The organism is Methylosinus sp. sav-2 (assembly GCF_004366495.1).
In the GTDB taxonomy this organism is placed as follows: Bacteria; Pseudomonadota; Alphaproteobacteria; order Rhizobiales; family Beijerinckiaceae; genus Methylosinus.
Map to the genome: position 1 here is coordinate 23,789 of NZ_SOEJ01000007.1, position 15,034 is coordinate 38,822.

General features: G+C 63.9%; 16 protein-coding genes. 5 read left to right on the forward strand and 11 right to left on the reverse strand.

All coding sequences use genetic code 11. The annotated features are described in order from the left end of the window. The first annotated feature begins 71 nt into the window (after positions 1-71). Together EDE12_RS13060 and EDE12_RS13065 are read left to right on the forward strand one after the other, a co-directional pair. Positions 72-1,139, forward strand: a complete 1,068-nt coding sequence (locus tag EDE12_RS13060) for an FUSC family protein (protein ID WP_026598514.1) — start codon at positions 72-74, stop codon at positions 1,137-1,139. Positions 1,140-1,206: 67 nt separating this feature from the next. Continuing rightward, on the forward strand, positions 1,207-2,091 hold the full coding sequence (locus EDE12_RS13065; protein ID WP_026598513.1) for a tetratricopeptide repeat protein: 885 nt from the start codon (positions 1,207-1,209) through the stop codon (positions 2,089-2,091). Here the strand turns inward: EDE12_RS13065 and EDE12_RS13070 are convergent. The 10 genes from EDE12_RS13070 to EDE12_RS13115 form a co-directional block, all read right to left on the reverse strand. Continuing rightward, positions 2,063-3,034, reverse strand: coding sequence for a type II secretion system F family protein (locus EDE12_RS13070; RefSeq protein ID WP_024879785.1), 972 nt, complete (start codon positions 3,032-3,034; stop codon positions 2,063-2,065). The two genes, EDE12_RS13065 and EDE12_RS13070, sit on opposite strands and share 29 nt — an antisense overlap. 37 nt (positions 3,035-3,071) lie before the next feature. After that, complete coding sequence (locus EDE12_RS13075) at positions 3,072-4,043, reverse strand: type II secretion system F family protein (protein WP_024879784.1); 972 nt, start codon at positions 4,041-4,043, stop codon at positions 3,072-3,074. Positions 4,044-4,059: 16 nt separating this feature from the next. Then, positions 4,060-5,499 carry a CpaF family protein gene (locus tag EDE12_RS13080; RefSeq protein ID WP_026598512.1) on the reverse strand — a complete coding sequence of 480 codons (1,440 nt, stop codon included), beginning with the start codon at positions 5,497-5,499 and terminating at the stop codon, positions 4,060-4,062. 32 nt (positions 5,500-5,531) lie between these two features. After that, entirely contained in the window at positions 5,532-6,785 is a 1,254-nt protein-coding gene (locus EDE12_RS13085) for a hypothetical protein (RefSeq protein WP_024879782.1), read from the reverse strand. Then, the gene (locus EDE12_RS13090; protein ID WP_024879781.1) at positions 6,785-7,510 is read right to left on the reverse strand and encodes a CpaD family pilus assembly protein; all 726 of its coding nucleotides are present in this window, start codon (positions 7,508-7,510) and stop codon (positions 6,785-6,787) included. The genes EDE12_RS13085 and EDE12_RS13090 overlap by 1 nt, the downstream gene beginning before the upstream one ends. Before the next feature lie 21 nt (positions 7,511-7,531). After that, complete coding sequence (locus EDE12_RS13095) at positions 7,532-9,013, reverse strand: type II and III secretion system protein family protein (protein ID WP_245267277.1); 1,482 nt, start codon at positions 9,011-9,013, stop codon at positions 7,532-7,534. Between the two features lie 31 nt (positions 9,014-9,044). Next, on the reverse strand, positions 9,045-9,833 hold the full coding sequence (cpaB, locus tag EDE12_RS13100; RefSeq protein ID WP_026598511.1) for a Flp pilus assembly protein CpaB: 789 nt from the start codon (positions 9,831-9,833) through the stop codon (positions 9,045-9,047). 136 nt (positions 9,834-9,969) lie between these two features. After that, positions 9,970-10,476, reverse strand: a complete 507-nt coding sequence (locus tag EDE12_RS13105; RefSeq protein WP_024879778.1) for a prepilin peptidase — start codon at positions 10,474-10,476, stop codon at positions 9,970-9,972. Between the two features lie 139 nt (positions 10,477-10,615). Next, positions 10,616-10,780, reverse strand: a complete 165-nt coding sequence (locus EDE12_RS13110; RefSeq protein WP_024879777.1) for a Flp family type IVb pilin — start codon at positions 10,778-10,780, stop codon at positions 10,616-10,618. Between the two features lie 142 nt (positions 10,781-10,922). Further along, on the reverse strand, positions 10,923-11,087 hold the full coding sequence (locus EDE12_RS13115; protein WP_024879776.1) for a Flp family type IVb pilin: 165 nt from the start codon (positions 11,085-11,087) through the stop codon (positions 10,923-10,925). 234 nt (positions 11,088-11,321) lie between these two features. On the opposite strand from EDE12_RS13115, the gene EDE12_RS13120 reads away from it, so the two are divergent. From EDE12_RS13120 to EDE12_RS13130, 3 genes are all read left to right on the forward strand, one after another. Next, positions 11,322-11,789 (forward strand): pilus assembly protein N-terminal domain-containing protein, encoded by a 468-nt coding sequence (locus EDE12_RS13120; protein WP_024879775.1) that lies wholly within the window; start codon positions 11,322-11,324, stop codon positions 11,787-11,789. A gap of 106 nt (positions 11,790-11,895) precedes the next feature. Next, a complete protein-coding gene (locus EDE12_RS13125) occupies positions 11,896-12,498 on the forward strand; it encodes a TadE/TadG family type IV pilus assembly protein (RefSeq protein WP_245275751.1) in 603 nt (200 codons plus the stop codon). Beyond that, on the forward strand, positions 12,495-13,250 hold the full coding sequence (locus EDE12_RS13130; protein ID WP_026598509.1) for a TadE/TadG family type IV pilus assembly protein: 756 nt from the start codon (positions 12,495-12,497) through the stop codon (positions 13,248-13,250). Before EDE12_RS13125 ends, EDE12_RS13130 begins: the two co-directional genes overlap by 4 nt. A 4-nt stretch (positions 13,251-13,254) precedes the next feature. Here EDE12_RS13130 and EDE12_RS13135 read toward each other — a convergent pair whose 3' ends face one another. Continuing rightward, positions 13,255-14,754, reverse strand: a complete 1,500-nt coding sequence (locus tag EDE12_RS13135; protein WP_024879772.1) for a phosphomannomutase/phosphoglucomutase — start codon at positions 14,752-14,754, stop codon at positions 13,255-13,257. Positions 14,755-15,034: the final 280 nt, after the last annotated feature.

A 15,034-nucleotide genomic window follows, 5' to 3' on the forward strand; every position in this document is an offset into this window, starting at 1 on the left:
GTTCGTTCCTGTCTTTGTCGTTTTTTAGCACCAAGACACGAAGGACACGAAGACGTTATAGGACTTGGCCCATGGAAATCGGTCCCCTCTCCCGCTATCGCGCCCAGCTCGCGCTCGGCGCAAGGATCACGATCGCCGCTGTTGCGACGCTCGGAATCGGCCATCTCCTCGGCACGCCGATGATCTTATGGGCCGTGCTGACGGCCGTCATCCTCACGCAAATGAGCGTCGGCCGCTCGGTCAAGGCGACGATCGATTATTCATTCGGCACGCTGGGCGGCGCGATCTACGCCGGCCTCGTCTCCAATTACGTTCCCGGCGCGCATGAGCTGGCGCTGCTGCTTCTGCTCGGCCTCGCCATAGCGCCGCTCGCTCTGCTCTCCGCTTTGACGCCGCGCTTTTCCGTCGCGCCGGCGACCGGCGTCATCGTCGTGCTCGCGCCGACGATCACACATGCGACCGCCTTCCATTCGGCCTATGATCGCGTGCTCGAGGTGGCGCTCGGCGGCGCCGTCGCGCTCGTCGTGTCGCATCTCGTCTTTCCGGCGCGCGCCCGCATTCTCGCGCTCGAGGCCGGCGCCGAAATGCTCGCCGTAATGGCCGAGGCGCTGGCTCCGCTGTTCTCGGGCTTCGCCCGGCCGCAGGACCCGGAAGCGATTCGCGATCTGCAGCGCGGCGTCGGCGACGCCTTCGCCCGTCTCGACAAGATGGAGCAGGAGGCGCGTCATGAGCGCATCGTCTTCCTCGAGGCCGAGCCTGATCTCGCGCCGCTGCTGCGCGCGCTTTTGCGCATGCGGCATGATCTGGTGATGATCGGCCGCGCCGCGGTCACGCCCTTGCCGGAGCGGCTGCGCCCGCGCCTCGAGACGCTGCTCGCGCGCATCGCGGAAGCCGCCGCCGCCCAGCTTCTCGAGAACGGCGCCGCGCTGACGAACGCGCGCGCGCCCGTCGTGAGCAAGACATTGGACGCCGCCTTCGACGCTTATTCGCGAGAGATCACGGCGCTCCGAGAAGAAGGAATCCTCCGCGGCCTGCCGGTGGAGCAGGTCGAGCATGTCTTCGCGCTCGGCTTCGCGCTCGAGCAATGGCGCGGCGATCTCGACGAGCTCGAGCGCCGGATCGCCGAGCGCGCTCGTTAAGGAAGCGGCAAGGTTAACGATTTATTGCTCGACCCTGACGGTTCAACCGCAAGAGAGGGGTCGCCCGATGTTCCCGTCCCATTTCGTCGCGACGCGCCGCAAAAGCGCGCCGAGCGCGCTCGTGATTTGCGCGCTGCTCGCGCTCGGCGGCTGCGCGCAGCCGCTCACCGACGTCACCGGCTCGATCGGCGCGACGCGACGCGCCGAGCTGCCGAGCGACGATGCCGAGCTACGCCGATTCGCCGACGAATGGGGTCGTCGCTTCGACGCCGACCCCAAGAACAAATCGGTCGCGCTCACCTATGCGAAGGCGCTGCATGCGCTGGATCGCAACGCGCAGGCCGTCGCCGTGCTGCAAGGCCTCGCCATTCGCTATCCGGATGATCTCTCCGTGCTCGGCGCCTATGGCAAGTCGCTCGCCGACGCCGGACGTCTGCGCGACGCCGCCGATGTCTTGTCGCGCGCCCATACGCCGGAGCGACCCGATTGGACTGTGCTCTCCGCGCAAGGCTCGATCGCCGATCAGCTCGGCAATCACGACGAAGCGCGCGACTATTATCAGACCGCGTTGAAGATCAAGCCCAATGACCCGAAGGTTCTCTCCAATCTCGGGCTCTCCTATGCGCTCTCCAAGCAGCTGCCGCAGGCCGAAAGCACATTGCTGACCGCCGCGTCGCAGCCGACGGCGGACATGCGGGTACGTCAGAATCTCGCGCTCGTGCTTGCGCTGCAGGGCAAGTTCGACGAAGCGGAGAACTGGTCGCGCCATGATCTCTCGCCGATCGACGCCGCGGCCAATGTCGCCTCGATCCGCCAGATGATCGCGCAATCCAACAGCTGGCGCGAGATCCAGAGCTACAGCGAGAAGACGAAGCAAAAGAAGAGCGCCGAAGCGCCCGCGCCGCGCGCAAAGCTCGGCGCGCTCACCAGCTCTGCGCCATCACCTGAATAATCGCCGGCGCCATCACGACGACCATCAGCACCGGCAGAAAGAAGACGATCATCGGCACGGTGAGCTTGGGCGGCAGCGCGGCCGCCTTGCGCTCGGCCTCCGCCATGCGCATGTCGCGGCTCTCCTGCGCCGTGACGCGCAGCGCGCGGCCGAGCGGCGTGCCGTATTTCTCCGCCTGAATGAGCACGGTCGAAATCTGCTTCACGCTGTCGAGGCCGGTGCGCGCCGTCAGATTCTGATAGGCCTGACGACGATCCGGCAGATAAGAGAGCTCCGCCGTCGCCAGCGCGAATTCCTCGGCGAGCGCCGCCGAGCGCACGCCGATCTCCTGCCCCACCTTGCGAAAGGCGTGATCGACCGACATGCCCGATTCGACGCAGATCAGCATGAGATCTAGCGCATCGGGAAAAGCGATGCGCATGCTCTGCTGCCGCTTGGCGATCGTGTTGCTGATGAACAGCTCCGGCGTCTTGACGCCGAGATATGTCGCGAAGATCACGATGCCCGCCTTGGTGAGCATGGGCCAATCGGAATCGTCGAGCACGACGAGATAGAAGACCGCGAAGAGCGCGAATGCGATCGGCGTCACCAGCCGGAAGAACAGAAAGGTCACTTCCGCCTGCGGCCCCCGATAGCCGGCCGAGGCGAGGCGCAGCTTGGCGTCATCCGTGTTGAGCCATGTCGACAAGGAGAAGCGATCGACGACATTCTTCATATATTGCTTGGGCTGATAGCGCAGGCCGCCGCCATCCGCCTTGGCCGTCGCGCGCTCGCGCGCTCTGATGCGCTCGCGCTCATTGGCGACGCTCTTCATGCGCTTGGCCAATGCGTCGCTCTGCAAGAAGGTCGCTCCGAGCGACCATATGGTGGCGATGACCGCCATTGCGACGACGACGCTGAACACCAGCCGTCCATTGGTCGCTAGCTTGACGATCTGCTCCATGACTTTAGTGACCCCTCGCTCGACGCGACACGACTGCTCAAATTTCGAAGTCGATCATCTTCTGCATGATGAAGACGCCGATCGCCATCCAGAGCAGGCTCGCTCCGATGATGATGTTTCCGACCGTCGTATTGAACAGCACGGCGATATAGGCCGGATTGGTGAACCAGACGACGAGGCCGACGAGAAACGGCAGGCTGCCGATGATGCCCGCCGAGGCCTTGGCCTCCGCGGACATGGCTCTCACCTTCGCCTTCATCTTCTTTCGCTCGCGCAGCACGCCGGCGAGATTGGTGAGCGCCTCGGAGAGATTGCCGCCTGCCTTTTGCTGAAGGCTGATGACGATCGAGAAAAACGACGCCTCCGCCACCGGCACGCGATCGGCGAAACGCTCCGTCGCCTCGGCGATGGACAGTCCTATCGTCTGCGATTCGACGATCTGGCGAAATTCGCCGCGCACGGGCTCCGCAGCCTCGCCCGCGATCATGCGAAAGCAGTCGGCGACCGGCAGGCCGGCCTTCACGCCGCGAATGATGATATCGACGGCGCCGGGAAATTCGGCGATGAATTTCGCGATGCGCCGCCGCGCCAAAAAGCCCAGCAGCCAATGCGGCGCGCCGACGCCGGCGACGACGCCCGCCCCGACCGCGACCAGCGGATCAGAGTTGAAGACGAAGACGAGGAAAGCCACCAGCAGGCCGAAAGCCGCCGAAGCGATGAGAAATATCGTACGCGTCGTCGTCAGCCCCGCCTGCGCGATGCGCTGCTCGAGCGTCACCTTGGCTTTCTTCTTCGTCTCGACGTCCTTGAGGCTCTCCTGAATCAGCTTACGCCGCTTGTTCGGATCGCCGCTCCGCGCGTCGCGACGACGCTCGGTGGAGGACATGAGCGCCGCCGTCCGCTTCTGCGCCTGAATCTCGCCGGAGAGATAGGGATAGACGAAAGCGTACATCACTCCGCCGACGGCGAAGGTGACGAGAAGCGCGGAAAGGAGCGATTGACGATCCATTTTCTGGCCCTCGAAACTAATTTTCGTCGTCGATGACAGTGGCGGCGTCGAGCGCCGCGGCGAGCCGATTCTCCTCGCCGTAGTAGCGCGCACGCTCCCAGAAGCGCGGCCGACCGACGCCGGTGGAGCGATGCCGGCCGATGATGCGGCCATTGGCGTCCTCGCCGACGATCTCATAGACGAAGAGATCCTGCAGCGTGACGACATCCGCCTCTTGGCCAAGCACCTCGGTGATGTGGGTGATCCGGCGCGAACCGTCGCGCAGGCGCGCCGCCTGCACGATAATGTCGATCGACGAGACGATCATGTCGCGGATCGTCTTCGCCGGCAGCGAGAAGCCGCCCATGGTGATCATGGATTCGAGACGGCCGAGCGCCTCGCGCGGCGAGTTGGCGTGCAGCGTGCCCATCGACCCGTCATGGCCCGTGTTCATCGCCTGCAGAAGATCGAAAGCCTCCGGTCCGCGAACCTCGCCGACGATGATGCGCTCGGGACGCATACGCAGGCAGTTCTTGACGAGATCGCGCATCGTCACCGCGCCCTGCCCCTCGAGATTTGGCGGGCGCGTCTCCAAGCGCACCACATGCGGCTGCTGAAGCTGCAATTCCGCCGCGTCCTCGCAGGTGATCACGCGCTCGTCGGTGTCGATGGAGTTGGTGAGGCAGTTGAGCAACGTCGTCTTGCCGGAGCCCGTGCCGCCGGAGATCAGCACATTGCAGCGCACGCGGCCGATGATCTTCAGCACCTCGCCGCCTTCGGGCGAGATGGATGCGTAGCGAATGAGCTGATCGAGAGTGAGCTTGTCCTTGCGGAACTTACGAATGGTGAGCGCAGGACCATCGATCGCCAGCGGCGGCGCGATGACGTTGACGCGAGAGCCGTCGAGCAGGCGCGCGTCGCAGATCGGCGAGGATTCGTCGACACGGCGGCCGACCTGGCTGACGATGCGCTGACAAATATTCATCAGCTGCGCATTGTCGCGGAAGTGGATGTTGGTAAGCTGAATCTTGCCGCCCACCTCTATGTAGGTCTTGGCGGCGCCATTCACCATTATGTCGGCGATATCGTCGCGCATGAGCAGCGGCTCCAGCGGACCATAGCCGAGCACGTCGTTGCAGATGTCGTCGAGCAGCTCTTCCTGCTCGGCGATCGACATCACGACATTCTTGATCGCGACGATCTCATTGACGATATCTCTGATCTCGTCGCGCGCGCTCTCCGGCTCGAGCTTGGAGAGCTGGGCGAGATCGATCGCCTCGATGAGCGCGCCGAAGATCATGCTCTTCGTCACGTAATATTGTTCCGAGCGCTTCTGCTCGGGAGGAGCCGCCGCCATCGCGCTCGCGGGCTCGGGCGCAGCATTCGGCGTCGGAGCCTTGATCACCGGCGCCGCCTGCTGTGTCGACCGCGCTGTCGCCGTCTGCGCCGTTCCGACGTTCGTACGCTTTCCGAACATGCGATCTCCTCGTTACGCTCAGTCGCCGCTCGTCAGCCCGCCAGCTTTCGTGACAAACGATCGAGCAGCGGCGCGAATAATCCACTCTTGACCTTGCGGCTCACCGCGCGCCCCGTCACCTCGCGGCCGAGCGCGTCGAATTGCTCGATGATCTTGGCGCCGGGGTCGACCTCGGCGATCATCTGACCATTGTTGGAGGCGGCGCCGAACAGCTTCGGATCGAAGGGAATGATCGCCGACGGCTCCATTTCGATCGCCCTGGCGAAATCCGCCACGGCTATCTCCGGGCGCTTCGGCACGCCGACGAAATTCAAGACGAGCTTGGGCGGCGAGTCGTTCTGACGCGCGACGCGCAGCTGATCGATGAGCGTCTTGGCGTTGCGCAGATTGGCGAGATCGGGCGCCGCCACGATCGCCACCTCATCGGCGCCGATCAGCATGCGCTTCGTCCAGGCCGACCATTGATGCGGAACGTCGAGCACGGTGCAGGGCGCGGTGGCGCGCAGCGTGTCCACGATCGCGTCGAAAGCGGTCTCCGGCAGATCATAGAGACGATCGACCGTCGCGGGCGCGGCGAGCAGGCTGAGCTGCTCGCTGCATTTGGAGAGCAGACGGTCGATGAGATTGGCGTCGACGCGATCCGGCGCGAACACGGCTTCCGCGACGCCTTGCGGCGGGTCCTGGTTGAAATCCAGCCCCGCAGTGCCGAAGGGGAGATCGAGATCGGCGACGACCGTCTGCATCTGCAGCGCGCGCGCGATCGACCAGGCGAGATTATGCGCAATGCAGGAGGAGCCGACGCCGCCCTTGGCGCCGGCCACGGCGACGATGCGCCCCAGCGCCTCGGCGCTGTTATTATAGAGATCGGAGATGCGGGCGATGAAGCCGAGCACATCGATCGGCGCGACAATGTAATCGCTGACGCCACGCGCCATGAGCGCACGATAGAGCGATATGTCGTTGACATGGCCGAGCACGACGACCTTGGTGCCGGAGTCGCAGGACTCCGCCAGCGTCTCCAGCTGACCGATGAGCGTCTCACGCTCGCCGATCGCCTCGAGCACGATCAGATTCGGCGTCGGCGCCGATCGGAACGCCTCGATCGCGGCCGCGACGCCGCCCATGTGAACCTTGACATGCGCCTTGTCCATGCGGCGGTCCACGGCGGCGGAATTTACCACCGCCACGGCGTCCGGCGTTTCGCAGAACGCCTGCACGGAAATGCGCGGCAAGGGAGCGATCTGCGCCGCCGCGTCGCTCTCCGCCACTGCCGACTGCTCTTTCATCAACCGCCTCCAACCGAGCTGATATTCGTGCCTTTGACGTTCCAATTCGTCGCCGGATCGGCGCCCTTGCGCACATTGCCGATCGCGCGCATGCGCGATTCGATGTCGGCCGGCGTCTCGCCGCGCGGCGTGACGAGATCGCGCGGATCGTCGATCTGCGCCGCCAATGTCGTCTGGCTCGCGCAGCCGAAATTCCAATAGGTGGTGTTGTCCCACCCTTCCAGCGAGCTCGCAGAAGCGAGATCGGCGGGCCATTGGCCGCACCGTCCCGCGACCTTCGCGCGAACGCCCTGGAAGGACAGACGCACAGGCGCGGCCAGATTTGGATCTGTCACCGGATAGGAGGCGACATAGACGGCGCTGGAGACGCCGCTCTCCGCCAATATGCGTTTCACCGCATCGACGCCGCCGCGCACGGCGAGCTGATCTTTCGTTCCCGTCGGCGCGAGAAGCGTGATCTGGCCATGGCCGAAGCGGCGATAGCGCAGCACGAAATCATGAATGCGCCCCGTGGTCGCATAGTCGAGGCGCTGCGACGGCAACACGTCGATGGAGGTGCTGGCGTCCGCGAGCACGACCGGATGACGGTCGCGATAGTCTTGCGCGACGGCGGGCGCCGGCAGCGTTCTGTTCACGCCGCAGCCGGCGAGAGGCGCCATCGCGGCGAGGCAAGCGAGCCTCGTTCCGAAGGCTTTGAGTTTCGCGCTGTTCAGTCGGATAGACATCTTTAGCCGCTCCTCGCGCGCTCAGTCCTGAATGAAGCCGACGCGGCCCTTCAGGCGTGGAACCGCTTGCGGATGTTGGGGATTGGCGTAGAGCCGATTGACGCGGCCGAGCAACCAGGCCTGCGGGTCGCTGGCGTCCGCGAAGCCGTCGTCGGGCCGCGACACATCGCGCGCCTGGATCGAGCGCGCAATGAAGGGCGTGACGATGATGAGCAACTCGGTCTCGTTGCGCAGATAATCGCGCGAGCGGAACAGCGTTCCGAGCACCGGCAGATTGATGAGGCCCGGCAGGCCGTTGATGGCCTGATCGGATTTCTGCTGCAGCAGGCCCGCCGTGGCGATGGAGCCGCCGGACGGCAGCTCGACGCTCGTCTCATTCTTACGAGTCTTGAAGCCGGGAACGGTCACGCCATTATAGGTCTGCGCGCCCTGATAATCGACCTCCGTCACCTCTGTGGCGAGATGCAGGAGAATGCGGCCTTCGGCGAGCACCACAGGCGTGAAGTTCAACGACACGCCATATTGCTTGAACGTGATGCCGACGGTGCAGAGGATCGAGCCGCTGATACAATTGCCATTGCCCGGCACCGCGACCTCGCCGCCGACGGTGAATTTTGCCGACTCGCCGGAAACCGCAGTGACGGTCGGCTCGGCGAGAATGCGCGAGACGCCGTAGCGCTCATAGGCCTGCAGCGTCGCGGATGTGCTGTTGGGGCCATTGAGGCTCAATGCGCTGGAAGTGAGGGCGGAATTGATGGCGAAGGGATTCTCCTGAACGAGCTTGCCCCAACCGCCGGACAAAATCGCCTCGCCGCCGGATTTGGCCGAGACGCCCAGCTGCTTGATCACGCGCCGCTGCACCTCGGCGACCGTGACCTTCAGCATCACCTGATCCTGCGTGCTGATGGTGAGCGCGTTGACGACGAGGCCTTCGCCGCCGGCGCCATTGCCCTGGGCGGAGGACGAGCGCGCGGCGAAGCCCTTGGCGATGTCGACGGCGCGCTGCGCCTCGGACGCGGATTCGACCGTGCCGGTCAGAATGATCGTGTCATTGACCGTGCGTGCGGTGATGTTCGATTTGGGTAGGGCGGCGCGCAACAGCGGCCCGAGCTCGCCGACGTCGCGGCCGATGCTGATCTCGAGATTGGCGATCTGCCGCCCGGCGCGATCGAGCGCGAAAATCGTCGTCTGGCCCGTTTCCGCGCCCATTATGTAGAGCTTGCGCGCCGAGCGGACGACCGCATTGGCGACCTTTGGATTGCCGACCACGATCTCCGACGCCTCGGCCGGAAGATCGACGATGATCGACTTGCCGACGCCCATGGCGATGCGTCGAGACATCATCGCCTCCGCGCTCGACTGGACGCCCCATTTTTCCTGGCCGGACGCCGGAATGGCTCCGAGCGAGACGCCGGCGAGCGCGAGAATCGCGAGCGCCGCCGCCCCCGATAGCCGACGCGCCGACCTGCCCATATCCGTCGTTCCGCGTTCGATTTTCGCCATGTGGCGCCGTCCTTCGATGAGCCGCATCGCCTCAGCGCGTGCGCATGGTTGATGGGAAGCCGAAGCGCACGACCGTCAATGAATCGTCCGCCGCCGAAGCGCGCTTGTCGTCGTCATGCGCATCCGCCATCGAGCGCAGCATGAGCGCCAATTGGCCGGTACGCTGCGCGAGAATGACGAGCTCGGCCTGCCGCGGCTCGAGATCGAGCGTGGCGGTCGCGCCGGTCACGACGGATTCGCCGTTCTTCGTCTCGACGATCGGACCGATCGCCATCACGCGCACATTGGTGAGAATGACTTCCGAGGAGAGGTCGGCGGAGCCGCCTTCACGGCCGCGATCGGAGTCGCGATAGGTGCGCATCACATCGACATGGTCGTTCGGAAGAATAAAGCCGCCCGCAGTCGTGTTGGGCGAGATGTCGATCGCGACCGCGCGATGGCCGGCGGGAAGCAGCGTCGACATCAGCCCCGCGGTCGGGCCTTTGACCAGACGCTCGCGCCGCACCGGCTCGCCATTGGAGATCGGGTTGCGGACATAGGAGCCCTGCAGATCTTCCTTGCCGTTCGGCGTCTCGCTCTTGCGCAGCACGCCCTGGGGCACGGCGCCGATCGGCCAATCGATCCAATTGGTGTCCGGCTCCGCGAGCGCGGTTCCATAGGAGAGATCGCGCGTCGCCACGAGAACCTTGTCGGTCTGCGGCTGCGTGGGGATCATCTGAACGATCTTCGGCGCCTCGGGCGGCGATCCGTTCATCATCAGGAAGGCTCCGCCGCCCGCCACGACGGCGACGCCGAGAACCACGATCTGCGCCTTGTTCATTTGCTTCCAGTCCGATCGCTCCACCTAGAGCGGAGCATTCCGAATGAAAGCGGAAAAACGTCAAATTATGGTTAATCGCCGGTAAGACAGCAGGCTCTTTCGCATTGCGAAGCGAAAGGATCTCGCAGCGCCGCCGTCATGCGGCGGTGAGCAGCGCCCAGAGCTGGGAATTGGGATAGACGGCGATTCCGGCGATCGCGAGCGCTATGCCGTAAGGCACGCCCTCAGTGGCGTCGCAAAGATGCGCGAGGCGCGGCGATTTGGCGACGAAGCGCGGCTCGAAGCGCCGCAACGCGAGAATAGCGAGAGTCAACGCGCCGCCCGCCAGAGAGGCGACGAGCGCGTAATCGGCGAGTTGCTCGAAGCCGAGCCACAGCGCCGTCGCAGAGGCGAGCTTGGCGTCGCCGCCGCCCATCCAGCCGCGATTGAACATGAGGAAGGTCGCGGCGAGCACGGCCGCCCCGCAGGCCACATGCGACGCGACGCTGTCGAGCGGCATGCCGAGCCATGCGGCGAAAATCGCGAACAAGGCGATGAGCGCCAAGGAGACGCGATTGGGAATCGTCATGGTGAGAAGATCGGCGAAGGCCGAAAACGCCATCAGGGCCGGAAAGAGGATTAGCGCGGCGGCGGCTGCGATCATCAGTGTCGTTCCTGTCGCCGCGCCTCTCTCTTTTGCGACAAAGGCGCCTCTCGAAGTCGTTTCGGCGCGCTCGGATGAGCGCGCGATTCGCGCGTCGCGCGGCGAGGAGCCGACGCGCGCGCACGAGTCGGGCGATCGTTCAGCTGAGGTTCTGAGCGATCTTGTTGAAAGTCTCTGACAGATTGCTGCCGACGAGCTTCACAGCGGTAATAATAATGACAGAAATCAAAGCGCCGATGAGGCCGTATTCGATAGCCGTGGCGCCGGACTCATTGTCCAAAAATTTCATAACCGACGATTTCATCGCCTTCTCCTAATGTAGGGCGGCACGATTCGCCGCCCATGCGCCGAGCCGGCCGGCCCCGTTCACGAGCCGGCCTTCGGCGGGAATGCGTGCGCTGAAATGATCTCGACGCGGGGGCGGCGAGATCAGCGCCCGCCAGACCTCAGCTCAGATTCTGAGCGATCTTGTTGAAGGTCTGCGACAGGTTGCTGCCGACGAGCTTCACTGCGGTGATGATGATGACGGAGATCAGCGCGCCGATCAGGCCGTATTCGATGGCGGTCGCGCCGGACTCGTCCTTAACGAACCGCGAAATCAAGCTCTTCATACTCGTGCTCCTCGCTCTATTGACTGAGTTCGGCGGCGTCGCTCGATCGAGCCCGTTCGCCGGACAGGACGAGACCCTACGTAGAACTTCTTGCAAACGCGTTAATCGCATCATCGACCTATGAAATTCAGGACGCGAGGCGCGACGCTTTCTCATTTTCAGCAATGATTCACTATTACGTGGTTTTGTTCGACGCGAAGCCTCGCAAAGGCGATGATTGTTCAGAGGTGCGTGATGCGCTCGTCCCGTTTCCATGGATATTTGGCATTATTGGTCGGCGCGACCGTCACCGCCGGCGTCGCTATGGCGCGCGAGGGCGAAAGACGTGGTGTTTTCGTGGATATAGACCGCGCTCGCGTGGTGCGCATGCCAGAAGGCGCTCAGACGCTCATCATCGGCAATCCGCTCATCGCCGATGTGACGATGCTGAAGACCAATCGCCTCATGGTCGTTACCGGAAAAAGCTTCGGATCGACCAATCTCATCCTGCTCGACCCCACCGGCAATCAGGTCGGCGAGGAGATCATCACCGTCACCCAGCCGATGGACAAGCTGGTCGTACTGCGCGGCTCGCGCCGCGAATCCTACGCTTGCTCGCCCGATTGCGCGCCGGCCGTCGATCTCGGCGACGACAAGGACTATACGGCGCGGGTTCTCGACGCGGTGAAGCAGCATGAGGGTTCATCCTCGCCCAAGCGTTGAAGGACGTCGCCCAGGGACGCAACGGGGCGCGCATGGGGGATCAAAAGGGGCGGACGCGAGACGCCCTTTCGGACCATGGGTTCGAGATATGAGCGGAGAAGAGATTTTGTCGCGACAGCCGACGGGCCGTTTCGCTGCGAGCGTAATTCGCTTCCGGCGCGACCAGAGCGCGGCGCTCGCCGTCGAATTCGCCATGGTGCTCGTTCCGATGCTGGGCCTGCTCGGCGCGATTTTCGAGACCGGCATCGTCTATTTCAAGAGCCAGCAGCTGCAGGTGACCACCATTCATGCGAGCCGCGCCGTGCTGACGCACAGTCTCGCCAACATGACCTATCAGAATTTCATCGATAAATATGTCTGCACATGGCAGGCCAGCGGCGTCGTCGCCTCAGGCACGCTGAGCAAATCCTTCGACTGCTCGAAAATTCTCGTCGATATCGCCGAGGTCGCGGACTGGTCGAAAGCCTCGACCTCCAATTCCTTCTATTCGACTCCTCCGGCGGCGAGCTCGACGATCTCTATGCCTGCCTCCGGCCATGTCGCCGTGGTGCGCATCGTCTATCCGATGCCGGCCGTGACCGCCATTCTCACCGGCGGCATTTTGACCGGCATAACGCTCGGCAAAACGACGGGCGGAGAGGTGACCTACAATAGTCGCTGGACACATCTGCTGTTCGGCGTCGCGGCCTTTCGCGTGGAGCCGACATGAGCGCGTCGCCGGCCCAGCTCCGAGATGCGCGCGCCTTGCTGCGCGAGGAGCGCGCCTTCGCGGCGGTCGAATTCGCGCTCATGCTGCCGCTGGTGCTCGTGATCTATCTCGGCCTCGCGGAGCTGGCGCTCGGGCAGCGCGCGAGCCAGAGGCTCGATCTGGTCGCGCATACGCTCTCTGATCTCACCGCGCAGCAATTGACCGGCGGCTCCTTTTCCGGCCAGGCCGGAATGGACGAGACGACGATTCAGGCGATCTTCTCCGCCGCGACGACGCTGATGTCGCCACTGCCGACCACTAATCTCAAAATGACGATCTCAGAGGTCACGGTCAGCGCCGATGCGACGCAGACGAGCGGCTTTAAGGCGAGCGTGAATTGGACCATCGCCAAGAATTCAGGCACGCTGCGCCCCTGCAAGATCAATAATGTCGCCAAGCTCAACGCGGCCGATGTCGCGCCTGTCGACCCCAATTCCATGCCGACGAGCTATACGAGCGCGAAATCGGTGACGCTGGCCAACGCCGGCGGCGGCACGACGACGACCAGCGTGACGCCGACCGTCGGCTCGATCATCGTCGCCGATGTGATCTACAGCTATCAGCCCTCCTTCAGCCGCACGATCACCTGGATGAAGACCGCGGCGCCGCAGATGTCGCGCACCAGCTATTCGCCGGTGCGCAACACCTACAGCCCCAATCATGTGCAATATTACATGACGAGCGGAACCAACTGCACGCCTGGGACGCCCTGAACGATCAGATCGTCTGATTATAGGCGCCGACTTCCGGATTCTCGCGCAGCACCGCATCCACCGCGTGGAACATCTCGCGCATGCGCGCCTCCGACACCGGGCTCTCGACGACGACGACCAGCTCCGGCTTGTTCGATGAGGCGCGCACCAGGCCCCATGTGCCGTCGGCGGTCGTCACGCGCACGCCATTGACGGTGACGAGATCGCGAATCTTCTGCCCCGTGAAGGCGACGCCATCGGCCTCCATCTTCTGGAAGCGCGCGATCACCTTGTCGACGACGCCATATTTCGTCTCGTCGGCGCAATGCGGCGACATGGTCGGCGAGCCCCAGGTCTTGGGCAGCGCGGCGTAGAGATCGGACATGGACTTGTCCGGATTGCGATCGAGCATCTGCAGCACATGCACCGCCGTCAGCAGGCCGTCGTCATAGCCGCGGCCGACCGGCGCGTTGAAGAAGAAGTGGCCGGATTTCTCGAAACCGGCGAGCGCTTTGAGCTCCGTCACGCGGCGCTTGATGTAGGAATGGCCGGTCTTCCAATAATCGGCCTTCACATTGCGCGAGAGCAGCTCCGGATCGGTCGCGAACAATCCCGTCGACTTCACATCGACGACGAAGGTCGCGCCCGGATGCAGCTTGGAGAGATCGCGCGCCAGCATCACGCCGATCTTATCGGCGAAAATCTCCTCGCCCGTATTGTCGACGACGCCGCAGCGATCGCCGTCGCCATCGAAGCCGAGACCGACATCGGCGCCGCTCTCGCGCACCTTGTCGGCCATGGCGTGCAGCATATGCAGATCTTCGGGGTTGGGATTGTAATGCGGGAAATTATAATCGAGCTCGGTGTCGAGCGGCACGACCTCGCAGCCGATGCGCTCCAGCAGCTGGGGCGCGAAGGCGCCCGCCGTGCCATTGCCGCAGGCGGCGACGACCTTCAGCTTGCGGGTGAGCTTTATACCCGAGGCGAGATCGTCGAGATAACGGGCGCCGAAATTATCGACATAGCGATAGGAGCCACCCTCGGCGAAGCGGAAAACGCCGGCGAGCACGATCTCCTTCAGCCGGCCCATCTCCACGGGGCCGAAAGTGACGGGACGCTGCGCGCCCATCTTCACGCCGGTCCAGCCATTGTCATTGTGCGAAGCCGTGACCATGGCGACGGCGGGAACGTCGAGCGCGAATTGCGCGAAATAGGCCATGGGCGAGAGCGCGAGGCCGATATCGTGCACGCGCACGCCGGCCGCCATCAGGCCGGTGATCAGCGCCAGCTTTATGGAGGCGGAATAGGCGCGATAGTCATGGCCGGTGGCGAGCTCGAGCGGCACGCCCATCTCATGGAGCAGCGTGCCCAATCCGAGGCCGAGCGCCTGCACCCCCATGAGGTTGAGCTCCTTCTCGAACAGCCAGCGCGCGTCATATTCGCGAAACCCCGTCGGCTTCACGAGCGGCGTCGTCTCATAGGCGTAAGTGTTCGGGGCGAGATCGGAAACGGGGGTCGGAAACATCGCATCTCCTAAAGGACGAACCTCGGTTGGCAAGGACATAAGGGAAAAACGCCGCCGCGCCAAACCACAGGACGTCCCCCTCCCCGCGATCCGCCGTCCGGCGCCGGCGGATCGATCGAGATATCGGATGCTTTACGCCGGTTTCCGGTCCTTTGGGACCCGAAGAATCGGTCGAGGCGCACAGATGTGGGGCATCGGCCGAGCAATGGCCGACGACGAATTCTACGGATTTTCATGTGGATGAAAAAGCGTACGTCGACATGTGACGGTTTTACGTCGG

What these genes read in the sequence shown, in the direction of transcription:
- EDE12_RS13120 (WP_024879775.1), top strand. Translation starts at nt 11,322, where the DNA reads ATGCGCTCGTCCCGTTTCCATGGATATTTGGCATTATTGGTCGGCGCG.
- EDE12_RS13070 (WP_024879785.1), bottom strand. Translation starts at nt 3,034, where the DNA reads ATGGAGCAGATCGTCAAGCTAGCGACCAATGGACGGCTGGTGTTCAGC.
- EDE12_RS13075 (WP_024879784.1), bottom strand. Translation starts at nt 4,043, where the DNA reads ATGGATCGTCAATCGCTCCTTTCCGCGCTTCTCGTCACCTTCGCCGTC.
- EDE12_RS13080 (WP_026598512.1), bottom strand. Translation starts at nt 5,499, where the DNA reads ATGTTCGGAAAGCGTACGAACGTCGGAACGGCGCAGACGGCGACAGCG.
- EDE12_RS13110 (WP_024879777.1), bottom strand. Translation starts at nt 10,780, where the DNA reads ATGAAATCGTCGGTTATGAAATTTTTGGACAATGAGTCCGGCGCCACG.
- EDE12_RS13085 (WP_024879782.1), bottom strand. Translation starts at nt 6,785, where the DNA reads ATGAAAGAGCAGTCGGCAGTGGCGGAGAGCGACGCGGCGGCGCAGATC.
- EDE12_RS13115 (WP_024879776.1), bottom strand. Translation starts at nt 11,087, where the DNA reads ATGAAGAGCTTGATTTCGCGGTTCGTTAAGGACGAGTCCGGCGCGACC.
- EDE12_RS13135 (WP_024879772.1), bottom strand. Translation starts at nt 14,754, where the DNA reads ATGTTTCCGACCCCCGTTTCCGATCTCGCCCCGAACACTTACGCCTAT.
- EDE12_RS13060 (WP_026598514.1), top strand. Translation starts at nt 72, where the DNA reads ATGGAAATCGGTCCCCTCTCCCGCTATCGCGCCCAGCTCGCGCTCGGC.
- EDE12_RS13105 (WP_024879778.1), bottom strand. Translation starts at nt 10,476, where the DNA reads ATGATCGCAGCCGCCGCCGCGCTAATCCTCTTTCCGGCCCTGATGGCG.
- EDE12_RS13090 (WP_024879781.1), bottom strand. Translation starts at nt 7,510, where the DNA reads ATGTCTATCCGACTGAACAGCGCGAAACTCAAAGCCTTCGGAACGAGG.
- EDE12_RS13065 (WP_026598513.1), top strand. Translation starts at nt 1,207, where the DNA reads ATGTTCCCGTCCCATTTCGTCGCGACGCGCCGCAAAAGCGCGCCGAGC.
- EDE12_RS13130 (WP_026598509.1), top strand. Translation starts at nt 12,495, where the DNA reads ATGAGCGCGTCGCCGGCCCAGCTCCGAGATGCGCGCGCCTTGCTGCGC.
- EDE12_RS13095 (WP_245267277.1), bottom strand. Translation starts at nt 9,013, where the DNA reads ATGGCGAAAATCGAACGCGGAACGACGGATATGGGCAGGTCGGCGCGT.
- cpaB (WP_026598511.1), bottom strand. Translation starts at nt 9,833, where the DNA reads ATGAACAAGGCGCAGATCGTGGTTCTCGGCGTCGCCGTCGTGGCGGGC.